14 protein-coding genes are annotated in these 20,251 nt (G+C 69.6%); 1 reads left to right on the top strand and 13 read right to left on the bottom strand.

All coding sequences use genetic code 11. The annotated features are described in order from the left end of the window. Positions 1 to 73: 73 nt before the first annotated feature. From menE to MU521_RS01980, 6 genes are all read right to left on the bottom strand, one after another. A complete protein-coding gene (gene menE / locus MU521_RS02005; RefSeq protein ID WP_092686471.1) occupies positions 74 to 1,576 on the bottom strand; it encodes an o-succinylbenzoate--CoA ligase in 1,503 nt (500 codons plus the stop codon). Next, on the bottom strand, positions 1,576 to 2,607 hold the full coding sequence (locus MU521_RS02000; RefSeq protein WP_394327218.1) for a mandelate racemase/muconate lactonizing enzyme family protein: 1,032 nt from the start codon (positions 2,605 to 2,607) through the stop codon (positions 1,576 to 1,578). The genes menE and MU521_RS02000 overlap by 1 nt, the downstream gene beginning before the upstream one ends. Continuing rightward, positions 2,607 to 3,557: a 1,4-dihydroxy-2-naphthoate polyprenyltransferase gene (locus MU521_RS01995; RefSeq protein ID WP_092686473.1), complete on the bottom strand. Its 951-nt coding sequence runs from the start codon at positions 3,555 to 3,557 to the stop codon at positions 2,607 to 2,609. Before MU521_RS01995 ends, MU521_RS02000 begins: the two co-directional genes overlap by 1 nt. A gap of 103 nt (positions 3,558 to 3,660) precedes the next feature. Further along, positions 3,661 to 5,763 (bottom strand): PKD domain-containing protein, encoded by a 2,103-nt coding sequence (locus MU521_RS01990; protein WP_092686474.1) that lies wholly within the window; start codon positions 5,761 to 5,763, stop codon positions 3,661 to 3,663. 83 nt (positions 5,764 to 5,846) lie between these two features. Next, on the bottom strand, positions 5,847 to 9,251 hold the full coding sequence (locus MU521_RS01985; RefSeq protein WP_092686475.1) for an Ig-like domain-containing protein: 3,405 nt from the start codon (positions 9,249 to 9,251) through the stop codon (positions 5,847 to 5,849). Between the two features lie 101 nt (positions 9,252 to 9,352). After that, complete coding sequence (locus tag MU521_RS01980) at positions 9,353 to 10,228, bottom strand: 1,4-dihydroxy-2-naphthoyl-CoA synthase (protein WP_092686476.1); 876 nt, start codon at positions 10,226 to 10,228, stop codon at positions 9,353 to 9,355. A gap of 175 nt (positions 10,229 to 10,403) precedes the next feature. On the opposite strand from MU521_RS01980, the gene MU521_RS01975 reads away from it, so the two are divergent. Further along, positions 10,404 to 11,330 (top strand): DnaJ domain-containing protein, encoded by a 927-nt coding sequence (locus MU521_RS01975; RefSeq protein WP_092686477.1) that lies wholly within the window; start codon positions 10,404 to 10,406, stop codon positions 11,328 to 11,330. A gap of 22 nt (positions 11,331 to 11,352) precedes the next feature. Here the strand turns inward: MU521_RS01975 and MU521_RS01970 are convergent, their stop codons facing one another. From MU521_RS01970 to MU521_RS01940, 7 genes are all read right to left on the bottom strand, one after another. Continuing rightward, positions 11,353 to 12,354 carry an AIR synthase family protein gene (locus tag MU521_RS01970; protein WP_092686478.1) on the bottom strand — a complete coding sequence of 334 codons (1,002 nt, stop codon included), beginning with the start codon at positions 12,352 to 12,354 and terminating at the stop codon, positions 11,353 to 11,355. After that, positions 12,351 to 13,481, bottom strand: coding sequence for an ABC transporter ATP-binding protein (locus tag MU521_RS01965; RefSeq protein ID WP_092686479.1), 1,131 nt, complete (start codon positions 13,479 to 13,481; stop codon positions 12,351 to 12,353). Before MU521_RS01965 ends, MU521_RS01970 begins: the two co-directional genes overlap by 4 nt. Further along, a complete protein-coding gene (locus MU521_RS01960) occupies positions 13,481 to 15,262 on the bottom strand; it encodes an ABC transporter permease (RefSeq protein ID WP_092686480.1) in 1,782 nt (593 codons plus the stop codon). The genes MU521_RS01965 and MU521_RS01960 overlap by 1 nt, the downstream gene beginning before the upstream one ends. Before the next feature lie 2 nt (positions 15,263 to 15,264). Continuing rightward, positions 15,265 to 16,323, bottom strand: a complete 1,059-nt coding sequence (locus MU521_RS01955) for a thiamine ABC transporter substrate-binding protein (protein ID WP_092686481.1) — start codon at positions 16,321 to 16,323, stop codon at positions 15,265 to 15,267. A gap of 71 nt (positions 16,324 to 16,394) precedes the next feature. Then, positions 16,395 to 18,170: a 2-succinyl-5-enolpyruvyl-6-hydroxy-3-cyclohexene-1-carboxylic-acid synthase gene (menD, locus tag MU521_RS01950; RefSeq protein WP_092686482.1), complete on the bottom strand. Its 1,776-nt coding sequence runs from the start codon at positions 18,168 to 18,170 to the stop codon at positions 16,395 to 16,397. Between the two features lies 1 nt (position 18,171). After that, a complete protein-coding gene (locus MU521_RS01945) occupies positions 18,172 to 19,512 on the bottom strand; it encodes an isochorismate synthase (RefSeq protein ID WP_092686483.1) in 1,341 nt (446 codons plus the stop codon). An 89-nt stretch (positions 19,513 to 19,601) separates the two neighbouring features. Continuing rightward, positions 19,602 to 20,198 (bottom strand): sulfite oxidase-like oxidoreductase, encoded by a 597-nt coding sequence (locus tag MU521_RS01940; RefSeq protein WP_092686484.1) that lies wholly within the window; start codon positions 20,196 to 20,198, stop codon positions 19,602 to 19,604. Between the last annotated feature and the right edge of the window lie 53 nt (positions 20,199 to 20,251).

Raw genomic sequence — 20,251 nt, 5'->3', positions numbered from 1 at the left:
AGGCGAAGGCACGGCCTAGTCGTCGTTAGCGGGTCATACAGTGGTTGAGGCTGGTCGTCTCAATTACTAAAACTTAGTTTTGGGTGTCGCCCTCTGTGAGATAATTTCTGATCCTCTCTTTTTTAATAGTTCCCGACGCCGTCCGCGGCAGTTCTTCGGCGAACCCGACCGTCCGCGGGAGTTTGAACCCCGCCAGTCGCTCCCGACAGTGGTCCTCGATGTCCTCGGCGGTGGGGTGCGCCTCGTCCGCCGGGATTACCAGTGCCCCGACACGTTCGCCCCACTCGTCGTCGTCCAGTCCCACGACGGCGGCCTCCCGAATCTCGGGATGCTCCCGCAGGACAGCCACGACCTCGCCGGGGTCGACGTTCTCGCCGCCGGTGACGATCCGGTCGTCTACGCGGTTGTGCACCCACAACCGCCCGTCCTCGTCCCGGGACCCGATATCGCCGGTGTACAGGCCCTCTGGGCCGAACGCTTCCTCGGTGACCTCGGGATCGAGATACCCCGGCGTCACCGTCGGGCCGGAGACGACGATCTCGCCGGTCTCGCCCGGCGCGACGGGATCGCCGTCCTCGTTGACGACCGTGACGGTCGTATTGACGAGTGGTTGCCCGACTGTTCCCTCGTGGGAAGCCGCGCCCTCGGGCGTGGCCGTGGCGATCTGTGAGGCCGTCTCGGTCATGCCGTAGGTCGGACAGGCCGGTACGTCCCGCTCCCGACAGCGTGCGAGCAGTTCCTCGGCGGCCGGCGCACCGCCGAGCAGGACGAACCGCAACTGCTCGGACGGCTCCCAGCCCGCGTCCAGCAGGCGGGAGAGCATGGTCGGGACGAGCGAGACACCCGTGATCTCGAACTCGTCGAGCACTCGTGCGGTCTCCGCGGCCTCGAACTCGCGCTGGATCGCGACCGTCGAGCCGTACAGCGCCGAGCGGACGACCGGTGCGAGTCCGCCCATGTGGTAGGTCGGGAGGCAACAGAGCCACCGATCACTGGGCGAGACGCCCAGCCGGAAGGCCGAGGCCGTCGCGCTCGCGACGAGATTCTCGACGGTCAGTCGCACACCCTTGGGTCGGCCCGTGGTCCCGGAGGTGAACATGACCACCTGTTCCGTCTCGGGCGTCAGCGTCGCCGGTTCTACGGGTTCGCCGCCGAGGTCTTCGAGCGCCTGCACGCCGTCTCGCTCGGTCTCGTCGACCGACGCAATCGGGCCCTCGAAGACCTCGGTGGCCGTCGCTGCCGTCCCGCGCGCACAGATCAGCGCGGCGGGGTCGGTGCGCTCGACCTGCTCGCTCACCTCGGCGGGCGTCAGGCGAACGTTCAGCGGGACGACCGAGACACCCAGTCGCATGGCCGCGAAGAACAGTTCGGCGAACGCTGGTCGGGTGCCGAGCAGGACGGCGATCCGGTCGGGGTCGTCGCTCGCCAGTTGGTTCAGTGCACTCGCCCGACGGCCGACCGCCGCGTCGTACCCACGGTAGGTGATCGATTCGTCGCGGTCGGCGTCGATCAGGGCGGTCCGGTCCGGCGTCGCGGCGGCGCGGGCGGCGACGAGGTCCTGTGTCGGCCAGTCCATCACTCGTCCCCGAGGTCGACACCCAGCCCCTTGGCCTGTGGGACTTCGATCCGGCCGTCGGCGACCGGCGCGGGGTCGGGGCCGAGGTCGTCGGCCAGCCAGTCGGCCGTCGCGAGGCCACAGGCCGGAATCTCGGGGATGGCGGCGGCAACGTGGACCGCTGCGGTGCGCGCGACGACGCCGTCGATCGTCGTCGAGATCACCGGCGTCACGCCCGCCTGTCTGGCCTGTCGCGCGACGTTTCTGGCCCTGTCGGGGCCGCCCAGCGCCATCGGCTTGAGGACGAGGTAGTCGGCGGCCTCGGCGGCCAGCAGGTCCGTCACCGGCCGCTCGGCCAGCGACTCGTCGAGTGCGATGGGCACCTCGTTGCCCCCGTTCCGGAGGCCGGCGTGGGCCGCGACTTCTTCGGCCGACATCGGTTGCTCGACGTACTCCAGATCGAGGTCGTCGAACGCTTCCAGCGCTCGTTCGGCCTGTTCGCGGTCCCACGCGCCGTTTGCGTCGGCCCGGAGCGCCACGTCGTCGCCGACCACCTCCCTGGCTCGCCGGAGGCGGTCGGCGTCTTCCGCGACGCGCCGTGCGCCGACCTTGATCTTCACGCACTCGAAGCCGTTCTCGACGGCCTTCATGACCTGCCGGGCGGTCCTCTCGGCATCGGCGTCGCCGACGGTCGCGTTCACCGGCACCCGGCGGACGAGTCGCTCGTTGCCGAGATAGCGGTACAGCGGCGTGTTGTCGAGTTTCGCACGTGCGTCGGCGAGCGCCAGCGCCAGCGCGTGCCGGGCTGCCGGCGCGGACGTCTCGCCGAGGGCTACGCCCCAGTCCTCGTCGCGGGCGAGTTCTGGTGCGTACTCGAGGGCTTCCCGGCAGGCGTCCAGCGATTCCGTCCAGCCGAGAAGCGGTGCGGCCTCGCCCAGCCCAACCTGATCGGCGTACTCGATCCGCACGAGGAAGCCCTCGCGCTCCTCGATCTCGCCGCGCGCGGTCGAGAGCGGGCGTGCCAGGTCACGGTGGTAGGGTTCGATGTCGATCATGCGAGTGCGAGGCCGGCCGCGAACAGCGCGGAGTGGGCCGCCAGCAACTGGCCGGTTCGTTCGAGTGCCGGGTTGAGCGCCGCGCCGTCGGTGCGGTTCATCACTGTGGCTCCGATCCTGCCGGCCAGCGGCAGGGTCACCAGCGGCGCGAGCGCGGGGAGGCCGAAGGCCGGGTCCAGCGCGAACAGGACGGGGACGACGTAGGCCATGCCGACCATCGCCAGCCACTCGATCCGGCTGAAGGTGTCGCCGAAGAGCACCGCCAGCGTCCGCTTGCCCGCCGCGGCGTCCTCCTCTTTGTCGCGGACGTTGTTCGCGATCAGGATCGCGGTCGAGAGCCCGGCTGCCGGGAGGCTGGCCACCAGCGCGGCCGCGGTCACGGTGCCCTCGGGAATCCCCATCGCGAGTGGCTGGACGCTCGTGAGTGCCGCCGCGGCCTGCACGTAGTAGGTCCCGACGACGGCGATCACGCCGAAGTAGAGGAACACGAACAGATCGCCCAGCCCGCGGTAGCCGTAGGGGCAGGGCCCGCCGGTGTAGGCGATGCCGGCAGCGATGCTGGAGAGCCCGACGACGAGGATCGGGAGGCCGCCGACGTAGACGAGATAGAGGCCGACGACGACCGCCAGCGCGTAGGTCGCAGCCATCGCCTGCTTGACGCGTGCGGGTTCGATCAACCCGCCGGCGGTCACGCGAGTGAACCCCTCGCGGTCGGCCGAGTCGGTCCCCTTGACGGCGTCGTAGTAGTCGTTGGCGAAGTTGGTCCCCACCTGCAGGAGGAGCGCCCCGAGCAGTGCCGCTATCGCCGCGGCCGGCGCGAACACCCCGTCGTGGAGCGCCAGTCCCGTCCCGACAACGACCGGAGCGGCCCCTGCGGGCAGGGTCTGTGGCCGCGCGGCCATCAGCCACGCCTTCGTGCGCGATACCTCCGCGTCTGCCGTTGCCATTGCTGTACAGTTGGTGGTCCAGCCGTGTGAAGGTTGCCACTCCGTCCGTGAACTGAGTACAGCAGACACCGTGTGCCGGCCCGCTTGACTGCAGGACGCGAGGTCAATCGCGTGCCAACAGCAGTGCCACCAGCAGCAGCGCGAGGGCACCGGCCACAGCGCCGAGTCCGGGACCGGCGGTCGCCGTTCGCTCGCTCTCGATGCTCGCTCCAGTCTCCTCGCGCTCGGTCGTCGGGAGGTCCCCGGCGTTCCGGTTGACGGTCTTGCCCTCGGCCGCACGGGTCAACTCCATGACCTCGTAGTCCGACCCGCCGCACTCGTCGGTGAGGCTCGCCTCGACTGTACTCCCCAGTTCCTGGAACTCGAAGCTGATCGCCCGACCGGTCAGGATGGTCCCGTTCGGGAGTCGCCACCGGACCGTCGCGTTCCCGACGGTGTTCGTCACGTCGGCCACGAGCCGGGCCTCGTAGCCGTCGTCGTACAGTTCCGAGGCGACGTGGTCGACCGACAGGGCGAGTTCCGGCGGGTCGTTTCGCCTGGTCTCGATCAGTCGCGAGGTGGTGTCGCGCTGTCCCGCTCCGTCGACGACCGTCAGCCCGACCTCGTAGGTTCGGTTTCGCCCGTCGAACGTGTGGACGACCGCCGCGTTATCGGTCGTGGTCTCGGGCTTGCCGTCGCCGTCGAAGTCCCAGCGGTAGGCCCGGATCACGCCGTTGTCACGGCTCCCGGTCGCCGACAGGATGGTCGGTTCTCCGGCGGCCACCACTCCCGACGAGGGTCGGGGGAACACCGCGGTCGGTGGGGTCGTGTCCGTCACGTCGATCGCCGTGGTCGCGGTGGCCGTGTCCGTTCTGCCACTCGCGTCTCCGACCGTGACTCGTGGCCGGATCGTGCCGGTCTCTGCCGGGACGTACCGCAGGATCGGCTCCTCGGTAGTATGGTCCGTCCTGCCGTCGCCGTCGGTGTCCCAGTGGTATCGGGCGACGCCGAAGTTGTCGGTCGAGCCGTTCGCTCGGAGCCTGACGGTCGTGTTCCCGACTTCCGCACGGTCGGTCCCGACCGTGATGGCGGCCGCCGGGGGCCGGAAGTCGATGCGTGTGGCGTAGGCGTCGAGATGGCCGCCGTCAGACCGTGCGCCGACGGCGACAGTCGTTCCGTTTCGCACCGGGAGGAGTCCGTTGATCTCCGCGCCGTGGCGGCCACGCCAGACCGTCCGGCCGCCAGCGCCGAACTGGGCGACGACACCGGTGCCGTTCCCCGTCTCGCCCGCGGCGAGTACCGTCCCGTCCGGGCCGCTCGCGACCGCGTCGACTCGGCCGCCGTCCGGGAACGGTCTTCGCGTCCACAGCGTGTCCCCGTCCGCGGCGAGTCGGGCCAGCCAACCGCCCTGACCGTCGGTCCCGCCGACGACGATGTCGTCTCCGACGGTCGTGATAGCCTGCAACCGAACCGACTGCCCACCGACCGTCCGGCGCCATCGACGGTCGCCGTCGGGCCCCAGTTCGGCCACGTAGCCGGTCGTCCTGCCGTCGTTCCTCTCCTGTGTGCCGGCCACGAGAATGCTGTCTTCGGCCCGCGTCCCGGCCCGGAGGGTAACCTCGCTCAGCGGTGTGTGGGTCCACGTACGGCCGCCGTCACCACGGGCGGTCTCTACGGCCCAGATCCGTTCGGAGCCGACGGCGACGACGCGGGTCGCGTTCAGCAAGAGTACGTCGTAGAACGCGCCGTGGCCGCGAGCGTACCGCCAGGTGTGGATGTCGCCGGTGTTGTCGAACAGGAGGTACTGGCCCACGCCGGTCATCGACGGGGCGTTGGTCGTCCCGGCGAAGACGTACCGGCCGTCGTCGAGTTTCAGGCCGTCGTGGAGGGCGCGCGTGTGCGTCGCGGCGTGCATGTACGGCCGGCCCCAGGTCCCACGACCGTCGCGGGTCGTCTCGGCAGCGTACGCGACCACCTCGTCGCCGAACAGGTCGTTCCGGCCCGTCCCGACCAGCAGGAGACCGTCGTCGGTCCGCGTGACGCCGTAGATCCGCTGGTCCCACTCGTCCCGGGCACTCGTGAAGTATGTCCGTGCCCAGAGGCTCCCGTTGTCGGTCGGTTCGTCGGCGACCTGTGCACCGGTCGCGCCGGCTCCGACCCCGGCGACGGCCCCGACCGCCGCGAACAGGAGTACGCCGACCGCGAGACTCCGCGCGCTACTCGTCACGGACGGCGATTGTCACGCTATCGGTAATAAGTGGTCGGGCGGGTCGAGTGTCGGAGGCCCGGTCGTTCCCGACGAACGGTGGGTCAGTTTCGGCGAGTCCCTTCGGTTCGCTCGCGGGACGTCCGACGGAGTCGAGCCACGACGAGCGTCAGCGCCACGAGCGCGGCGACGACGCCGAACCCGGGACCGTCGCCCGCCGATGTCCCGGACCCGTCGTCCTCGTCGTTCGGGTCGTCGGCCGCCGCGACCGAGACAGTGACGTTCGCGGTGTCGGTGAGCCCCTCCGATCCCGTGACGAGCAGCGACACCGTGTGCGTGCCGGCGTCCGCGAACGACGTCTGTGCCCGCCGACCACTCGCTTCGGTACTCCCGTCCCCGTCGAGGTCCCAGGCGTACCGCTCGACCGACCCGTCGAGGGAGAACGACGAGGACCCGTCGAACGCGACCGCTTCGCCGGGGCTCGCCGTCCGCGGACTCGCCGCCGCTACGGCGACGACCCGCGCGTCCAGGGCCGGCACACTCGCGCCCGGTTCCACGGTTCGGTTGGTCGCCACGCCCGTCGCCGCGTCCGCCACCGCGTAGCTACCGTTCCGTCGGACGATCCGGGGGTCGTCCCCGGTCCGCGTGACCGCCGTCCGGTAGGCGAGGGTCACGTTCCCGCGGGCGGCGCCCTCCGTCGTCGGGGACGAGGCCGCGCTGTCGCTCCGGACGCGGAACCGGACGTCGGCGTCCCGCGGGACCGAGACCCACTCCAGCCCGTCTCGGTCGCCGGACGCTCTTGCCCCCGGAATCTCGGTCACGTACTCGCCGCTCGCAGTGACGCCGACGCGTCGGCCCCGGTCGTCTATCGCGACCAGATGGAGGTCCTGTCCGTCGGTCCGGTCGTCGGGCGCGGCGATGATCCGGTCGGGTCCCGTTCGTACTCGATCCTGCATGACGACCGTGTACGTGTTCGGCCGCGGCGTCGTCGTTTCGACGGCGAGCGTGGCTTCGCCGTCGCTCTTGTCAGTCAGTTCGAACCGGACGTGTTCGGGCGACCTGATACCGAGCGGGTGCCGTAGCGACTCGCCGACGTCGGTGAGAGTGCCGATCCGCTCTCTGACCTCGCCGCCGAGAGTCCCCGGAGCCGCCCGGTAGAGCCAGAGGACCGGCGTCTCGGACAGGGGTGCCGGACGGTACCCCGGAACGAACGTCGATTGTTCGTCGAGGTACTTGACCGTCTTTTTCCCCTCGATCACCGGCACTTCGTCGCCGAGATCGAGCGTTTCGAGCCGCGGCACCGTGACGGTCCGCCCGCCCGACGGGAGGTCGGCGACCGGAATCGGATCCGTGTCGAGCCACTCGACCCCCGGGTCCCACGAGCCGTCGTTCAGTCCGATCCGGCTGAGGGTTCCGATCCGGCGGAAGTTCGCCCCGGACCCCATCAGCGTCGCAATCGAACTCCCGCCCTCGTAGAGGTCGTCGAGCCCCCGGTCGTGGCCGAACTCGTGGAGCCACACGTCGGTCCCGTGTCCCTCGTCACCCACCAGTCCGGTCGCGGTCACGTACACCGTCCGGGCCCCGGACCCGGATTTGTCACACCCCCACCCATAGAAATCGAGTTCCGCTCGGAGCCCCTTCTCGGGGAGTTGCGGACAAAAGAACGCCCGGCCGAGCGATTCGCCCGAGTGGGACGCGATCCAGACGTCGAACCGCTCGAAGACGATCTCCGACTCGACGACCGCCCGGAGGTCCGCCGCGAACCGCGGATGTGCGTCGTCGTTCTCGTAAGTGGATCGCGTTCCCTCGACCTGATAGAGGTCGCCGTCGTTGGTGAACAGTTCGAGATCGAACCCGACGGCTCCCATCGACCCGTTCCCGGAGCCGTAATAGTTGTTGACGTACAGTTCCCGGGCGAAGCGCCACTGATTCCGTCCCTCACGACTGGGTATGGCGTCCGCGGCGACCGGCTCGTCGGCCAGCTCTCCGACGACCACCGCCGCGTCCCTGACCTGCTCGAAGAGGTAGTAATCGAGGTCGGGATCGGTCGTCGACGCGACCCCGTCCGGTGGCGACCCGCCGTAGAATCGATCCAGCGTCGTTGTCCCGGCGTCGTTTTTCACCTGGATCGTCAGGTCGACCTCGGCCCCCGCGTCGAGACCGTCCAGAACGGCGGCGTCGTCGAGACTCGCGCTCCAGAGATCGCCGGCGAGGTTTTCGAGCGGCACGTCCACCGTCTCTCCGGTCCCGGTCGGGTCGACGAGAACCGACGCCGAGTCCGCGTTGCTGATCTGCACGTTGATTTCGGGCTCGGTCCCGACGGGAACGGGGTATGGAACGATCTGAAGCGACGACGCGTCGATGCTCGGCGCGCCGGAGCCGACGCTGTCGAGCAGGAACCGGAGATTGGTGTTCCCGAACCAGTACTTGCCGTTCGAGACCTGTGGAGTCCCCGAGTAGGTCGATCCATCCTCGCGGGCGAGGGGTTCGACGCGCATCTCGACGCCCGTCGGCACCGAAGTGATCGTGTCGCCCGGTTCGTAGGGCTGTGCTTGGCGCAGGTTCGAGAACCGGACGGTCCGTGTCGTCGCTCCGGTCGACAGCGTCACGTTGTCGATCCAGTGTTCCACCCCGCCGACGCTGAAGGAGGTGATGTCACCGGTCACGACGACGGTCCCGGCGTAACCGCTGTCGCCGCGCTCCCGGACCGACACCGTCGCGCCGCCGACGGTCGCCCCGTCCAGCGACGGGAACGCCGCGAACCGGCGGTCGCCGTTGACCGCCAGGTTCGGGTCGGGGCCGTAGTTCCGGTAGTCGAACGCGACCCGCGAGACGCCGCCACCGCCCGCCTCCCGGACCTCGACCGTGACGCTAGCCGTATCGGTCCCGCCGTTCCCGTCGCGCACCCGATACTGGAACCCGGCGGACCCGCTGAAGCCGGCTGGCGGCCGGTAGGTAAACTCGTCACCGGCCAACTCGACCGTTCCGTGGGTCGGCCGCTGGACGATAGTGTACTCCAGCGACCCGCCGTCGGGATCGGTCGCGTCGAAGGTCCCCGACACCGCCGCCCCCGCGGTCGTCGAGACCGTCACGTCCCCGGCGGTCGGCGGCGCGTTCCCGAAGGGTGTCACCGGCACGACGACCTCCCCGGCAGCGGCACTCTCGATTACGAACGGCGAGTCGCGGTGGTACCGCTGGGACACCACGGTGACCTCGACGCGGCCCCCTCGTGGCACGTCGAGCAGTACCCGGCCGTTGGGCGCGGTCTCTCTGAGTACCGACCCGCCGTCCCACTCCGCGAAGACGCTGATCCCATCGATCGGATCCTCCGATCCCGCTTCGACCACGACGACCTCGACGGTGGCCTGCTGTGCGCCCCCGACTGCGGTCGCGTTCGTGGCCGTCACCGCTCCCGAAGCCGTTGCCGTCCCCGTCGCGAGACCGAAGACCGTCGCCGCCACGACGATCAGCGCGGCGACCCGTAACCGTCGAAAAGTCACCTCTGACACACCCCGGAGATATGACTGAGGATTTATAAAAATTATCTATCGAGAGACCGCTCCCCCCGGTTCGGTCGCTCGCTCACAGCCAGAATAATGTCGGTCTATTATTAGTAATGCCAGGGGAATTCGGAGAAGTCCGGCTCGCGGCCCTCGACGAAGGCGTCCCGGCCCTCCTGTGCTTCCTCGGTCATGTAGCCCAGGCGGGTCGCCTCGCCGGCGAATAGCTGCTGGCCGACCATCCCGTCGTCGGCGAGGTTGAAGGCGTACTTGAGCATCCGGATCGCGGTCGGCGATTTGGTGTTGATCGCCTCGGCCCAGGCCAGCGCGACCTCCTCCAGTTCCTCGTGGGGGACGACCTCGTTGACCATACCCATCTCCTCGGCCTCGTCGGCGTCGTAGGTCTTCCCGAGGAAGAACACCTCGCGAGCCTTCTTCTGGCCGATCTGCTGGGCGAGCAGGGCCGACCCGAACCCGGCGTCGAAAGAGGCCACGTCGGGGTCGGTCTGGAGGAACTTCGCGTGTTCCTCGCTGGCCAGCGTCATGTCACAGACGACGTGCAGGGAGTGGCCGCCGCCGACGGCCCAGCCCGGCACCATGCAGACGACCGGCTTGGGCATGAACCGGATGAGCCGCTGGACTTCGAGGATGTGCAGACGGCCGGTCTTGCCCTCTTCGTCGTACTGGTACCCGTCCGGTCCCCGAACGGTCTGGTCCCCGCCGGAACAGAACGCCCAGCCGTCGTCTTTCGGGGACGGGCCGTTGCCGGTCAGCAGGACACAGCCCACGTCGGTCTGGCGTTTGGCGTGGTCGAGCGCGACGTAGAGTTCGTCCACGGTCGGCGGGCGGAAGGCGTTGCGCACTGCGGGGCGGTCGAAGGCGATCCGGACCGCACCCGTCTGTTTGGCGCGGTGGTAGGTGATGTCCTCGAAATCGAACTCGTCGACCGCCTCCCAGCGGTCGTCGTCGAAAAGTGCCGAGACCATACGCGAACTCGGGTCGGTGTCGTCAAATAGGTTCACGGTCACGATCGGTATCAGCGCCGAGAACGCGGGGGGAGATTTATCAGCACGCTCGCGTAACTCCGTGTGAACGAATCCCGAACCCGTGCCCGTTCGGTGTCGCCCCGCAACTACCCACCCACCCCACCAGAAACCCCCGATGCACGCCCAGCCCACGTTCTACGACGTGCTCGACGTGCCGCCCGACGCGTCTCGCGAGGAGATACAGGCGGCCTACCGCGAGATGGTCAAGGAGACCCACCCCGACGTGAGCGACCACCCCGACGCGGAGACGCAGTTCAAACGCATCACGCGGGCCAAAGAGGTCCTGACGGACCCGGACGAACGGGCCCGCTACGACCGACTGGGCCACCGCCAGTACGTCGCAGGTGCCGGCTGGGCAGCGGACGACACCGACGCGGACGAATCCCACGAGACGGACGGGTCGGACGACACCACCGGCCAGGGCGAGGCGGAGCGAACCACGGATCGCACCGCCAGTAACTCGGCCCGTGGCACGACGGGCAGAGATCGCTCGTCCCGGAGTTCCGACACCGGTGCGAGCGGATCGGCGGAGACGGCGGGGGCAGGCGGATCGGCGGGCAGGGACGGATCGACGGAGACGGCCGAGGCCACGGCGGGGAGTGCCGACGGCGGGCCCGACTGGCGAGAGGCGGGCAGTCAGCGCGGCGGTGCGAGCGCGACGACGGCCGGCTACGCCACGCGGACGGACTACAAGGAGCAGTCCTTCGACCGCGTCCGGGTTCCGCTGACGCCCCAGTCGCTCATCCAGGTCGGGACGATGTTCGCCTTCTACCCCGTGTTTCTCTTCGCCTCGCTGTTCCCCGCATTCCCGGCACCCGTCAACGTCGTCGTCGGACTCTGCACGCTGTTCGTGATCGGCTACCTCCTCTCGATCCCGGAGGTCGGGATGGTCGTGTTCGGCGGTTGGGGCGTACTCGCGCCGGCCGTCCTGATCGCGTTACCCGGCGTGGGCGTCGTCTCACTCGTCGGCGTCGTCGCGCTGACGGCGTGCTGGGTCCCGTTCGGCCTCGCGGTGTTGACTCGGGCTGCCCTCCGGACCTGACCGTCCCGACTGCCCGACGCCCTCACGAGAATCGCTCGAAGGCGTCCCATACAGGGTCGCTATCCGGCGGTTCGATAGCCTCGCCGTCGACGGCGACACCCGAGCCGTCGGTCACGGACCCGACGACGGCCGCGGCGGTTCCGCGCCGTCGCACCGCCTCGGCGACCGCCCGTCCGTCGCCCGACTCGACCGTGATCAGGAGCGTGCCGGCACTGGACACCGTCCACGGGTCCACGTCGACGGCGTCACAGACCGCCTCGACGCCCGGGGCCATCGGTACCCGGTCGGACTCGATCTCGAACCGGACGCCCGCGCCGCTGGCCATCTCCGCCAGGCCGCCGGCGACGCCCCCCTCGGTCGCGTCGTGCATCGCGGTGACCGCGCCACCCTCGAAGGCCGCGCGAGCGTCGGCGACGGCCGCGATGTCGTCGACCCGTTCCTGCGCGGTCGCCACCGTCCCGGCGTCCAGTCCCAGCTGCTCGGGAAACAGCGTCGCGAACAGGCCGGTCAGCTCCGCGGCCGGCCCCGTGGTCAGCACGAGGTCGTCGCCGGGACTCGCGCCGTCGGGCCGAACCACGTCCTCGGGGTCGCCCACGCCCAGCACCGTCGCCCCGCCGACCCAGGAACTGTCGACGCCGGGGTATCGCGCGGTGTGGCCCGTGACGATGCTCACGCCCAACCGCTCGGCGTGGTCGGCGAGCCCGGTCCACACCGCGGCCAGGTCCTCGTCGCTCCAGTCCGGCGGGAGCGTCAGGCTGATCGCCAGGTGTGTCGGCGGGATGCCGGACACGGCCACGTCGGTCAGGACGATCTCCAGCGCGAAGCGCCCCGCCCGTTCGAGCCCGAGTTCGGGCAGCAGCGAGACCGGATCGGCCGCCATCACGACCGCACGGTCGCCCACCTCGACGACGCCGAAGTCGATTCCGTGCTGGGGGCCCAGCGCCACGTCGTCCCGATTCGCACCCAGCGAGGGGTAGATCACGTCCCGGAACACGTCGCGGTCGATCTTCCCGAGGTCGGTCATCGGCCACCTCCGGCCCCAGTGTCCGGCTTCCCGTTCGAGAGGACGTGAACCGCGTCGGGCTCGAACCCGAGCGTGACGGTCCCCTCTGGCGGGCTCGTGCTGTCTGTCTTGACCGTGACTGGGCGGTCGTCCCACTGGCAGTGGACGCGGTAGGCGTCCCCGAGGTACTCGACGGTCTCGACGGTCGCGGACCGTGTCACCGCGGTCCCCCCGGGCCCGTCGACCGCCGAGCCGTCCCCGTCGGTCTGTGCCCGCTCCCGGTCGCGGATCGAGATCGCCTCCGGTCGAACGGAGACCGTCGCACTCGCCCCTGCCGTCAGGTCGGTCCCGTTCGGGAGCGGGAGCGTCGCCGTGCCGTCGACGGCGATCCGGTCGCCCGCCTCGGTGACGACGCCGTCGAAGACGTTGTTGTCGCCGACGAACTCCGCGACGAAGCGGGTGGCCGGTTCGCGGTACACGTCCTCCGGCGTTCCGACCTGCTCGATCCGGCCGTCGCGGACGACGGCCACGCGGTCGCTGATCGCCAGCGCCTCGGCCTGATCGTGGGTGACGTACACCGTCGTGATGTCCAGATCGCGCTGGATCGACCGGATCTGCACCCGGAGGCGCTTCCGGAGGCTGGCGTCCAGCGCCGACAGCGGCTCGTCCAGCAGGAGAACGTCGGGTTTCGGGGCCAGCGCGCGGGCCAGCGCGATCCGCTGTTGCTGGCCGCCCGATAGCTGGTCGGGTTCCCGGTCAGCGACGCCCGCCAGATCCACGAGATCGAGCAGTTCGCCGACCCGCTGGTCGTCGGGTTCGGGCAGGTCGTGGAACTGCAACCCGTAGGCGACGTTCTCCCGGGCGGTCATGTGGGGGAAGAGCGCGTAGTTCTGGAAGACGACGCCGACGCCCCGATCCTCGGGCGGCTCGTCGGTCGCGTCGCGGCCGTCGATCCGGACCCGGCCCGCGGTCGGCGTTTCCAGGCCCGCCACCGTGCGCAACAGGGTCGTCTTCCCACAGCCCGAAGGGCCGACGAGCGTGAAGAATTCACCGTCGTCGATGGACAGCGACACGTCCACGAGTGCCTCCACGTCGCCGAAGGTAACCGTCAAGTTCTCTACGTCGACGCCGCCGTCTGCGCCAGTCATCACTCCCACCTCCCGCCGACGCGGTCGATCAGTACGAAACTGACGGTCGTCACCGCCAGCAAGACGGTACCCATCGCCGTCGCCGGACCGAGGTTCGGGCCCAGCGAGCGGTCGCCGACGTAGCGTTCGAGCGCGACCGGCATCGTCGCGCTGTCGACGCCCGTCGAGAGCAGGACGGTGGAGTCGAACTCCCCGACGCTGATCGCGAAGGCGAAGGCCGCACCGGCCACCAGCGCGGGCGCGACCAGCGGGAGTTCCACGTCGGTCAGCACGCGCGTCCGGTCGGCCCCGAGCGAGCGCGCGGCCTCACCCAGTCGGTCGTCTATCGAGCGAAGCGCCGGGGTGACACTGCGGGAGACGAACGGGTAGGCCGCGACCGCGTGAGCCGCGACGATGGCGACCGGCCCGGTGACGGTGAGTCGGTAGCCGAACAGGGTCGTGCCGAACACGAGCGCCTGGAGCATCCCGAGACCGAGGACGATGCCGCTGACCGCCAGCGGGGCCGTCAGCAAGGCCTCGGCCGCGCGAGAGCCACGGTCGCCACGCGTCGCCACGACGGCGACGACGACGCCCATCGGGATCGACAGGAGGAGCGTGCCCACGCCGAACAGCAGGGAGTTGACGACGGCCGGGAACGGGCGGACGGTCCCCGCAGCCGTCGAGGCCTGTCGCGCGAGCAGGAACGCGTAGTAGTCGAGCGTCAGTTGCCCCGCAGGGGTCGTGATGCTCTCGATCACGAGGCTGACCAGCGGCCCCGCGAACAGCACGAGGGCGACGGCGCTGTACGCGAAGATCGCGACCCGGAGGGGATCGACGAGCGACCGGATTCCGTCGACCAGCGGCCGGCGGGACAGCCCCCGGCTCGCTCCGCCCGGCTCGGTCCGGCGTGCCTCGTAGCGCAGGTAGACGTACAGCAGGCCCAGCGAGAGGGCGGTTTCGATGGCACCCAGCGTCGCCGCCTCGGTCAGGTCCAGACTCTGGACGCGGGCGAACAGCCACACCTCGACCGTCGCCAACTCCAGCCCACCCAGCGCCAGGACGATGGGGAACGACATGAACGTGAACACGAAGGTCAACACCGCGGCCGTCGCCAGCGCGGGCAGGAGTTGTGGGAGGATCACGTCCCGGAACGCCCGCAGGGGTGAGGCCCCGAGCGTCCGGGCGGTCTCGACCCGGTCGGCGTCGACCGACTCCCAGGCCGCCGTCACCAGCCGCGTCACCAGCGGCGCATTGTAGAAGGCGTGCGCGAGGACGACGATCTCCAGCGTGAACGTCAACTCGACGGGCCCGAGACCGACGATTCCGAGCAGATCGTTGAACAGGCCCGTCCGACCGAACATCGCGAGGAAGCCGACCGCGACGAGGATCGACGGCAGGACGAACGGGATGATCGTCACCGACCGGAGGAATCGTCGGCCGGGGAACTCGAACCGGGCTAGCACGTACGCGCCGGGGAGGCCGACCAGAACGCTTACCAGCGTCGAGAGCAGCGCCTGGTAGGCCGTGAAACCGAACAGGCCGAACTCGACAGGTGGTGCGCCGGCCGCGAGCCAGCGAGCGATTCCCGACGGCACCGCCGCGGGATCTATGAAAAGCGTGTGCGCCGCACCGGTGTAGAAGGGGTCGCCCAGCACCGCGCGGAGCGGGGCGAGCGTGAGTCGGCCGTCGACGGCGACCGCGTCGGCGAAGACGCGGCCGACGGGGTAGTAGAAGACGACGACCAGCGTCGCGAGCGTCGCGGCGACGCCGATCCACAGTGCCCAGCCGTCCCGGCGGGCCATCGCTACTGGCCTGCGATCTGGCGCGCCCAGGCCTCGATCCAGCCGTCGACCTTGCCGACGAGTTCGTCGTAACCGAAGGTCACCGCCTCGGGCGGTCTGAGTGCGTACTTCCCGAAGTCACCGCTCGGTTCGACGCCCTCGACCGCCGGGAACTGGACGTTGCGCACCGCGATCTCCTTCTGGGCCTCTTCCGTGAGGGCGAACGACATGAATTCCCGCGCCAGCTCCGGATTGTCGGCGTCGGCGAACTGGGCCATCCCCTCGGGGTTGGCGTACCCCTGATCGTTCAGGAACCCGACCTGGTGGCGCGACATGTCGACGCCCTCGCCGTGGTAGTACACCTGATCCGTGGAGTAGGAGACGACCATCGGTGCCTCCCCGTTCGTGTAGGCCTGATAGGCCGGTTGCCAGTCCGAGAGGATCTGGACACCGTTGTCGACCAGTTCCTCCCAGTAATCCAGGTAGCCATCGGGCCCTTTCGCCTTGATCGTCCACAGCAGGAACGCCCGCCCGGGATCGGACTGCTGGGCGTTCTGGGCGATCAGCCCGTTCTCGTAGGCCGGCTCGAGCAGTGCGTCGAAGGTCCCCGGCGCGTCGACTTCGCCTTCGTCGTACACCAGACTGATGAAGCCCGTGTCGTAGGGGATGGCCCGCCCCTCGGGGTCGAACGACAGCGAGGGGTCGACCGTGTCGGCACCCTCGACGCTATCCGCAGCCGTCGTGAACAGTTGCTCGTCGAGTTGCTCGTCGACCCGGACGAGTTCGCCCGTGTTCAGCCCGACGAACAGGTCGGCGTCGACCGTCGCACCCGACGCCTTCCGCTGGATGAACCGGTTGATCCCGTTCTCCGGCGTCCGGAACTCGACGGTCGCCTCGGAGTTTTCCGCCTCGAAGGCCGACTTGAGCCAGTTGCCCGCCGTGTCCTCGCCGGTGAAGGAACTGTACGTCGCGACCGTCAGCGTCCCGTCGTCCGAGTTCGACGAATCGCCGATGCATCCGGCCGTCGCCGCCAGTCCTGCCGTCGCGAGTCCCGCTCGCGAGAGAAACGTACGTCGTTGCATTACCCAGTGGTCACACCGGGTCATACTTGACGCTGGCGTTTGAGAGCGACGGTTTCGGCAGCTTCGCTCGATTAGCGGCTGGATTCGACCAGTCCGATCGCCCGCTCGTGGATCGCCTCCCGCGTCCGGTGGCTCGCGTCGGCGTCGAACACCACCTCGATCACCTGGGTCCCGTCCATCCCCTGTGATTCCGCGAAGGCGTCGGCGAAGCCGTCGGGCTGTACCCGCTGAAACGCCAGCCCGTAGAGGTCCGCCGTCGGCTCGAAGTCGAGTCCGTGGGGTGTCCGGAACTGCTCGGTGAAGGGCGGGTCGAACTCTTCGATGGGGAGGATGTGGAAGATGCCGCCGCCGTCGTTGTTGACGAGGACGATTGTCGCGTCCACGCCACAGCGCGCCACCGAGAGCAGGCCGTTCGAGTCGTGGTAGTAGGCGAGGTCGCCCGTCACGAGGATCAGCGGGTCGCCGGTCGCGCTCCCGGCCCCCAGCGCCGTGCTGGTGATGCCATCGATGCCGCTGGCACCCCGATTTCCGAGGACCGTGAGGGCCGCCGCACGGGGCCGACCGAACCGGTCTAGATCGCGGACGGGCATGCTGTTGGAGACGAATACGGTGGCTGGATCGGGTGCGCGCTCGGCGACCGTCGCCAGCACCTGTCCCTCGAAGTGCTCGTCGGCGCGGGCGTCGTCGATCAGGTCCCAGTACTCGCGCTCGGCGGCGGCGAAGCGGTCGCGGTAGTCGGCGGTGGCGTCGGTCGCACCGTCGCCGATTTCCTCGGCGAGGTCGGCCGCCAGCCGCGAGGGATCGGCCACCAGGTGATCCGTCGCCGTGAACTCGGCCTCTCGCCAGCCGCCAGCGGGGTCGACGACGAACTGTCGGGCCGCGTGGTCCCGGAGATACTGCCTGCAAACCTTCGAGGTAGGGGAGGCTCCCATCCGGAACACGACCTCGGGGTCGGGCCACTCGCTCGCGCCGGCAAGGTAGGAGTCGTAGCCGCCACAGACGGTCACGCCGTCGCGGTCGAGGTGGTCGCCGAAGCGCAGTCCCGAGAGCGGGTCGGCCAGGATCGGGAAGCCGGTCGCCGCGGCGAGGTCGGCCATCGCGTCGGCGTCGAGTGCGGGCGCGTCAGTCGGCCCGGCGACGAGCAGGCCGCGGTCGGCCTCGTCGAGTGTCGCGGCGACCGATTCGATCTCTCTCCCGGTCAGGGTCGGTCGGCCCGCGGTCCGCTCGACGAAGGGGCCGTCCCGGCCCTCGACGGCCAGCGGCGCGCGTTCGGCCAGGTCCTCGGGCACGTCATCCTCCACCTCTACGGGTTCGAGGGGTTTCCGGAACGGGCAGTTGAGGTGGACCGGACCGGCCGGGACGCCGGTGGTCTCGCCGACCGCTCTATCGATCGTGGTCCGGAGCGAGCGGAGTTTTCGGTCGGTGGGTTCGGGTTCGGGGAGGGTGCGGTACCACCGGACTGCGTCGCCGTACAGTTGCTCCTGATCGACGGTCTGGTTGGCACCGCTGTCGGCGAGCTCGGGCGGGCGGTCGGCGGTCAGGAGGAGCAAGGGCACCCGCGACTGGCTGGCCTCGATCACCGCGGGGTGGTAGTTCGCCGCGGCGGTCCCGGAGGTACAGACGACCGCGGTGGGTTCGCCGGTCCGGCGGGCCCGGCCGAGCGCGAAGAACGCCGCCGACCGCTCGTCGAGTACGGAGAACGTCTCGATCACGTCGTGTTCGGAGATGGCGACGGTCAGTGGCGTCGAGCGACTGCCGGGGGAGAGTACCGCGCCCGAGACGCCGGCCGCGGCAAGCTCGTCGGCGATCACCCTGCCCCAGAGCGTGTTGCGGTTCGGAGCGACCATGTCAGCGTTCGAGTTCGTCGAGGATCGGGCGGTACTTGTGTTTGACCTCGTCCCACTCCTCGTCGGGGTCGGAGTCGGCGACGATGCCGTTGCCCGCGAACAGCGTCGCCTGTCGGCCACCGGCCACGCCAGAGCGGATGCCGACGGCGAACTCGCCGTCTCCGTCACTGTCGAACCAGCCGACTGGCGCGGCGTACCAGCCGCGCTCGAAGGTCTCCGTGTCACGGATGACCTCCCAGGCCTTCTCGGGCGGGAGGCCACCGACGGCGGGCGTCGGGTGGAGCGCCTCGACGATGGTGAGGACGTGTTCCTCGTCCGCGAGCGTCGTCTCGATGGACGTCTGGAGGTGCTGGATGTTCGTGAGTTTCCGGACGCCCTGCTCGCCCTCCGCAACGTCGCCCAGCGGTGCCAGCTGGTCCATGATGGCGTCGACGACGAGCCGTTGCTCGTGCTGGAGTTTCTCACTCTCCAGCAGGGACTGGGCGTGGTCGGCGTCCGCTTCGGGTGTCCCGCCCCGCGGGACCGACCCGGCCAGGGCCTCGGTCTTGACGTGCCCGTCGGTCAGCTTCACGAGCCGTTCCGGCGGCGGGCCGAAGAAGGCCGCCTCGTCGGTCGGCTGGACGAGGAAGCGATAGCAGTTGGGGTAGGTCCGGCGGAGCCGTTCGAGGACGCTCGGCACGTCGATCTCCGATTTGAGGTCGACCGACAGCGCCGTCGCGAGGACGACCTTCCGGAGGTCCCCCTCTGCGATCCGGTCGATGGCCGCCTCCACCTGCGCGGTCCACTCGGCCTTGGTGGGCGTGACTTCGGTGCGGTCGACCCCCGGCGGACCGCCGCTGGGACACATCGACGGCAGCGTCTCCAGGTCCTCGCGGGTCTCCTCCAGCCGTCGGGCCACGTCGTCGGGCGATACGTCCTGCCCGTACTCCCTGACGGTGAGCCAGGTCGTGCCGTCGGCACGGGTCAACTGTGTCTCGGGGAGCGAGAACGCCGCCGCGGGGAAGCCAGTCCAGGGCGGTGCTGGATCGTGGTTCTCGTTGAACGCCAACCCGCCGAGGAATCGCGGTCGCGTCTCGACCGGGCCGGTTCGGTCGACATCGCCGAAGACCGCCGTCGCGTCCTCGCGGAGTCGGGCGAACCGGTCCGGCCCGTGGGCGGTCAGTGTCACTGCCGCCCCGCTGCCGACCACTTCGAGGCCGTCCGGCGCGGCCCAGTGAAGCCGCGGGGCCGGGTGGCTGGACAGGAACGCCCGGTAGGATACGTCGGGTACCTCGCAGGTACGACTGACCAGCACTGCACCCGCGCGTGGACCCACTCTCTCCTCGCGTTGGGCCGGTTCCATTCCCCCGAATCTCAGGGTTGGTCCCTCTTGAGACTGTCCTTCCAGCGCGCGAGAACGAGTTGCCGACCCGGCCAACGGCGCGCTCGCGGTCAGCTGTACCGGTCTTCGGCCCACGGGTCGGCCGTGACAGAGTATCCCCGCTTCTCCCAGAACCCGCGCTCTGGCTCGGTGAGGAACTCGATGCCACACACCCACTTCGCGCCCTTGTACGCGTACTTGTGCGGCGTTACGACCCGGAGCGGACCACCGTGTTCAGCGGGCAGGTCGTCGCCGTCGAATCCGTACGCGAACAGCACTTCTTCGCGCATGCAGTCCTCGAGGGGCAAGTCCGTCGTGTAGTCGTCGAGGGCGGTGAACATGACGTGACAGGCGTCGTCGTGGACACCCGCGCGCTCGGCCAACTCGGGGAACGTGACACCGGTGAAATCACAGTCGAAACGGCTCCAGCCGGTGACACAGTGGAAGTCCTGTCGCTGTGTCACGCTGGGAAGGTCGGTGAACTCGTCCCAGGATAGCTCCAGTTCCTCGTCGACGGCCCCGCTGACCCGGAAGCTCCAGTTCTCGGGGTCCCACGTCGGGGTGTTCCCCTTCGAGAGGACCGGGAAGTCACTGGTCTCGTGCTGGCCGGGTGGGAGCCGCTCGTCGCCGAACTCCTCGTAGAGGTCCGTAACGTCGGTAACGGGCACAGCGAAACCGACGGGCCACAGCTACGTATGCGTGCCGACTCCGGGCGGGCGAA

The sequence above is a fragment of the Halorientalis regularis genome, from assembly GCF_023698535.1.
Classification (GTDB): domain Archaea; phylum Halobacteriota; class Halobacteria; order Halobacteriales; family Haloarculaceae; genus Halorientalis; species Halorientalis regularis.
This window is presented reverse-complemented; position numbering and strand designations above follow the sequence as displayed.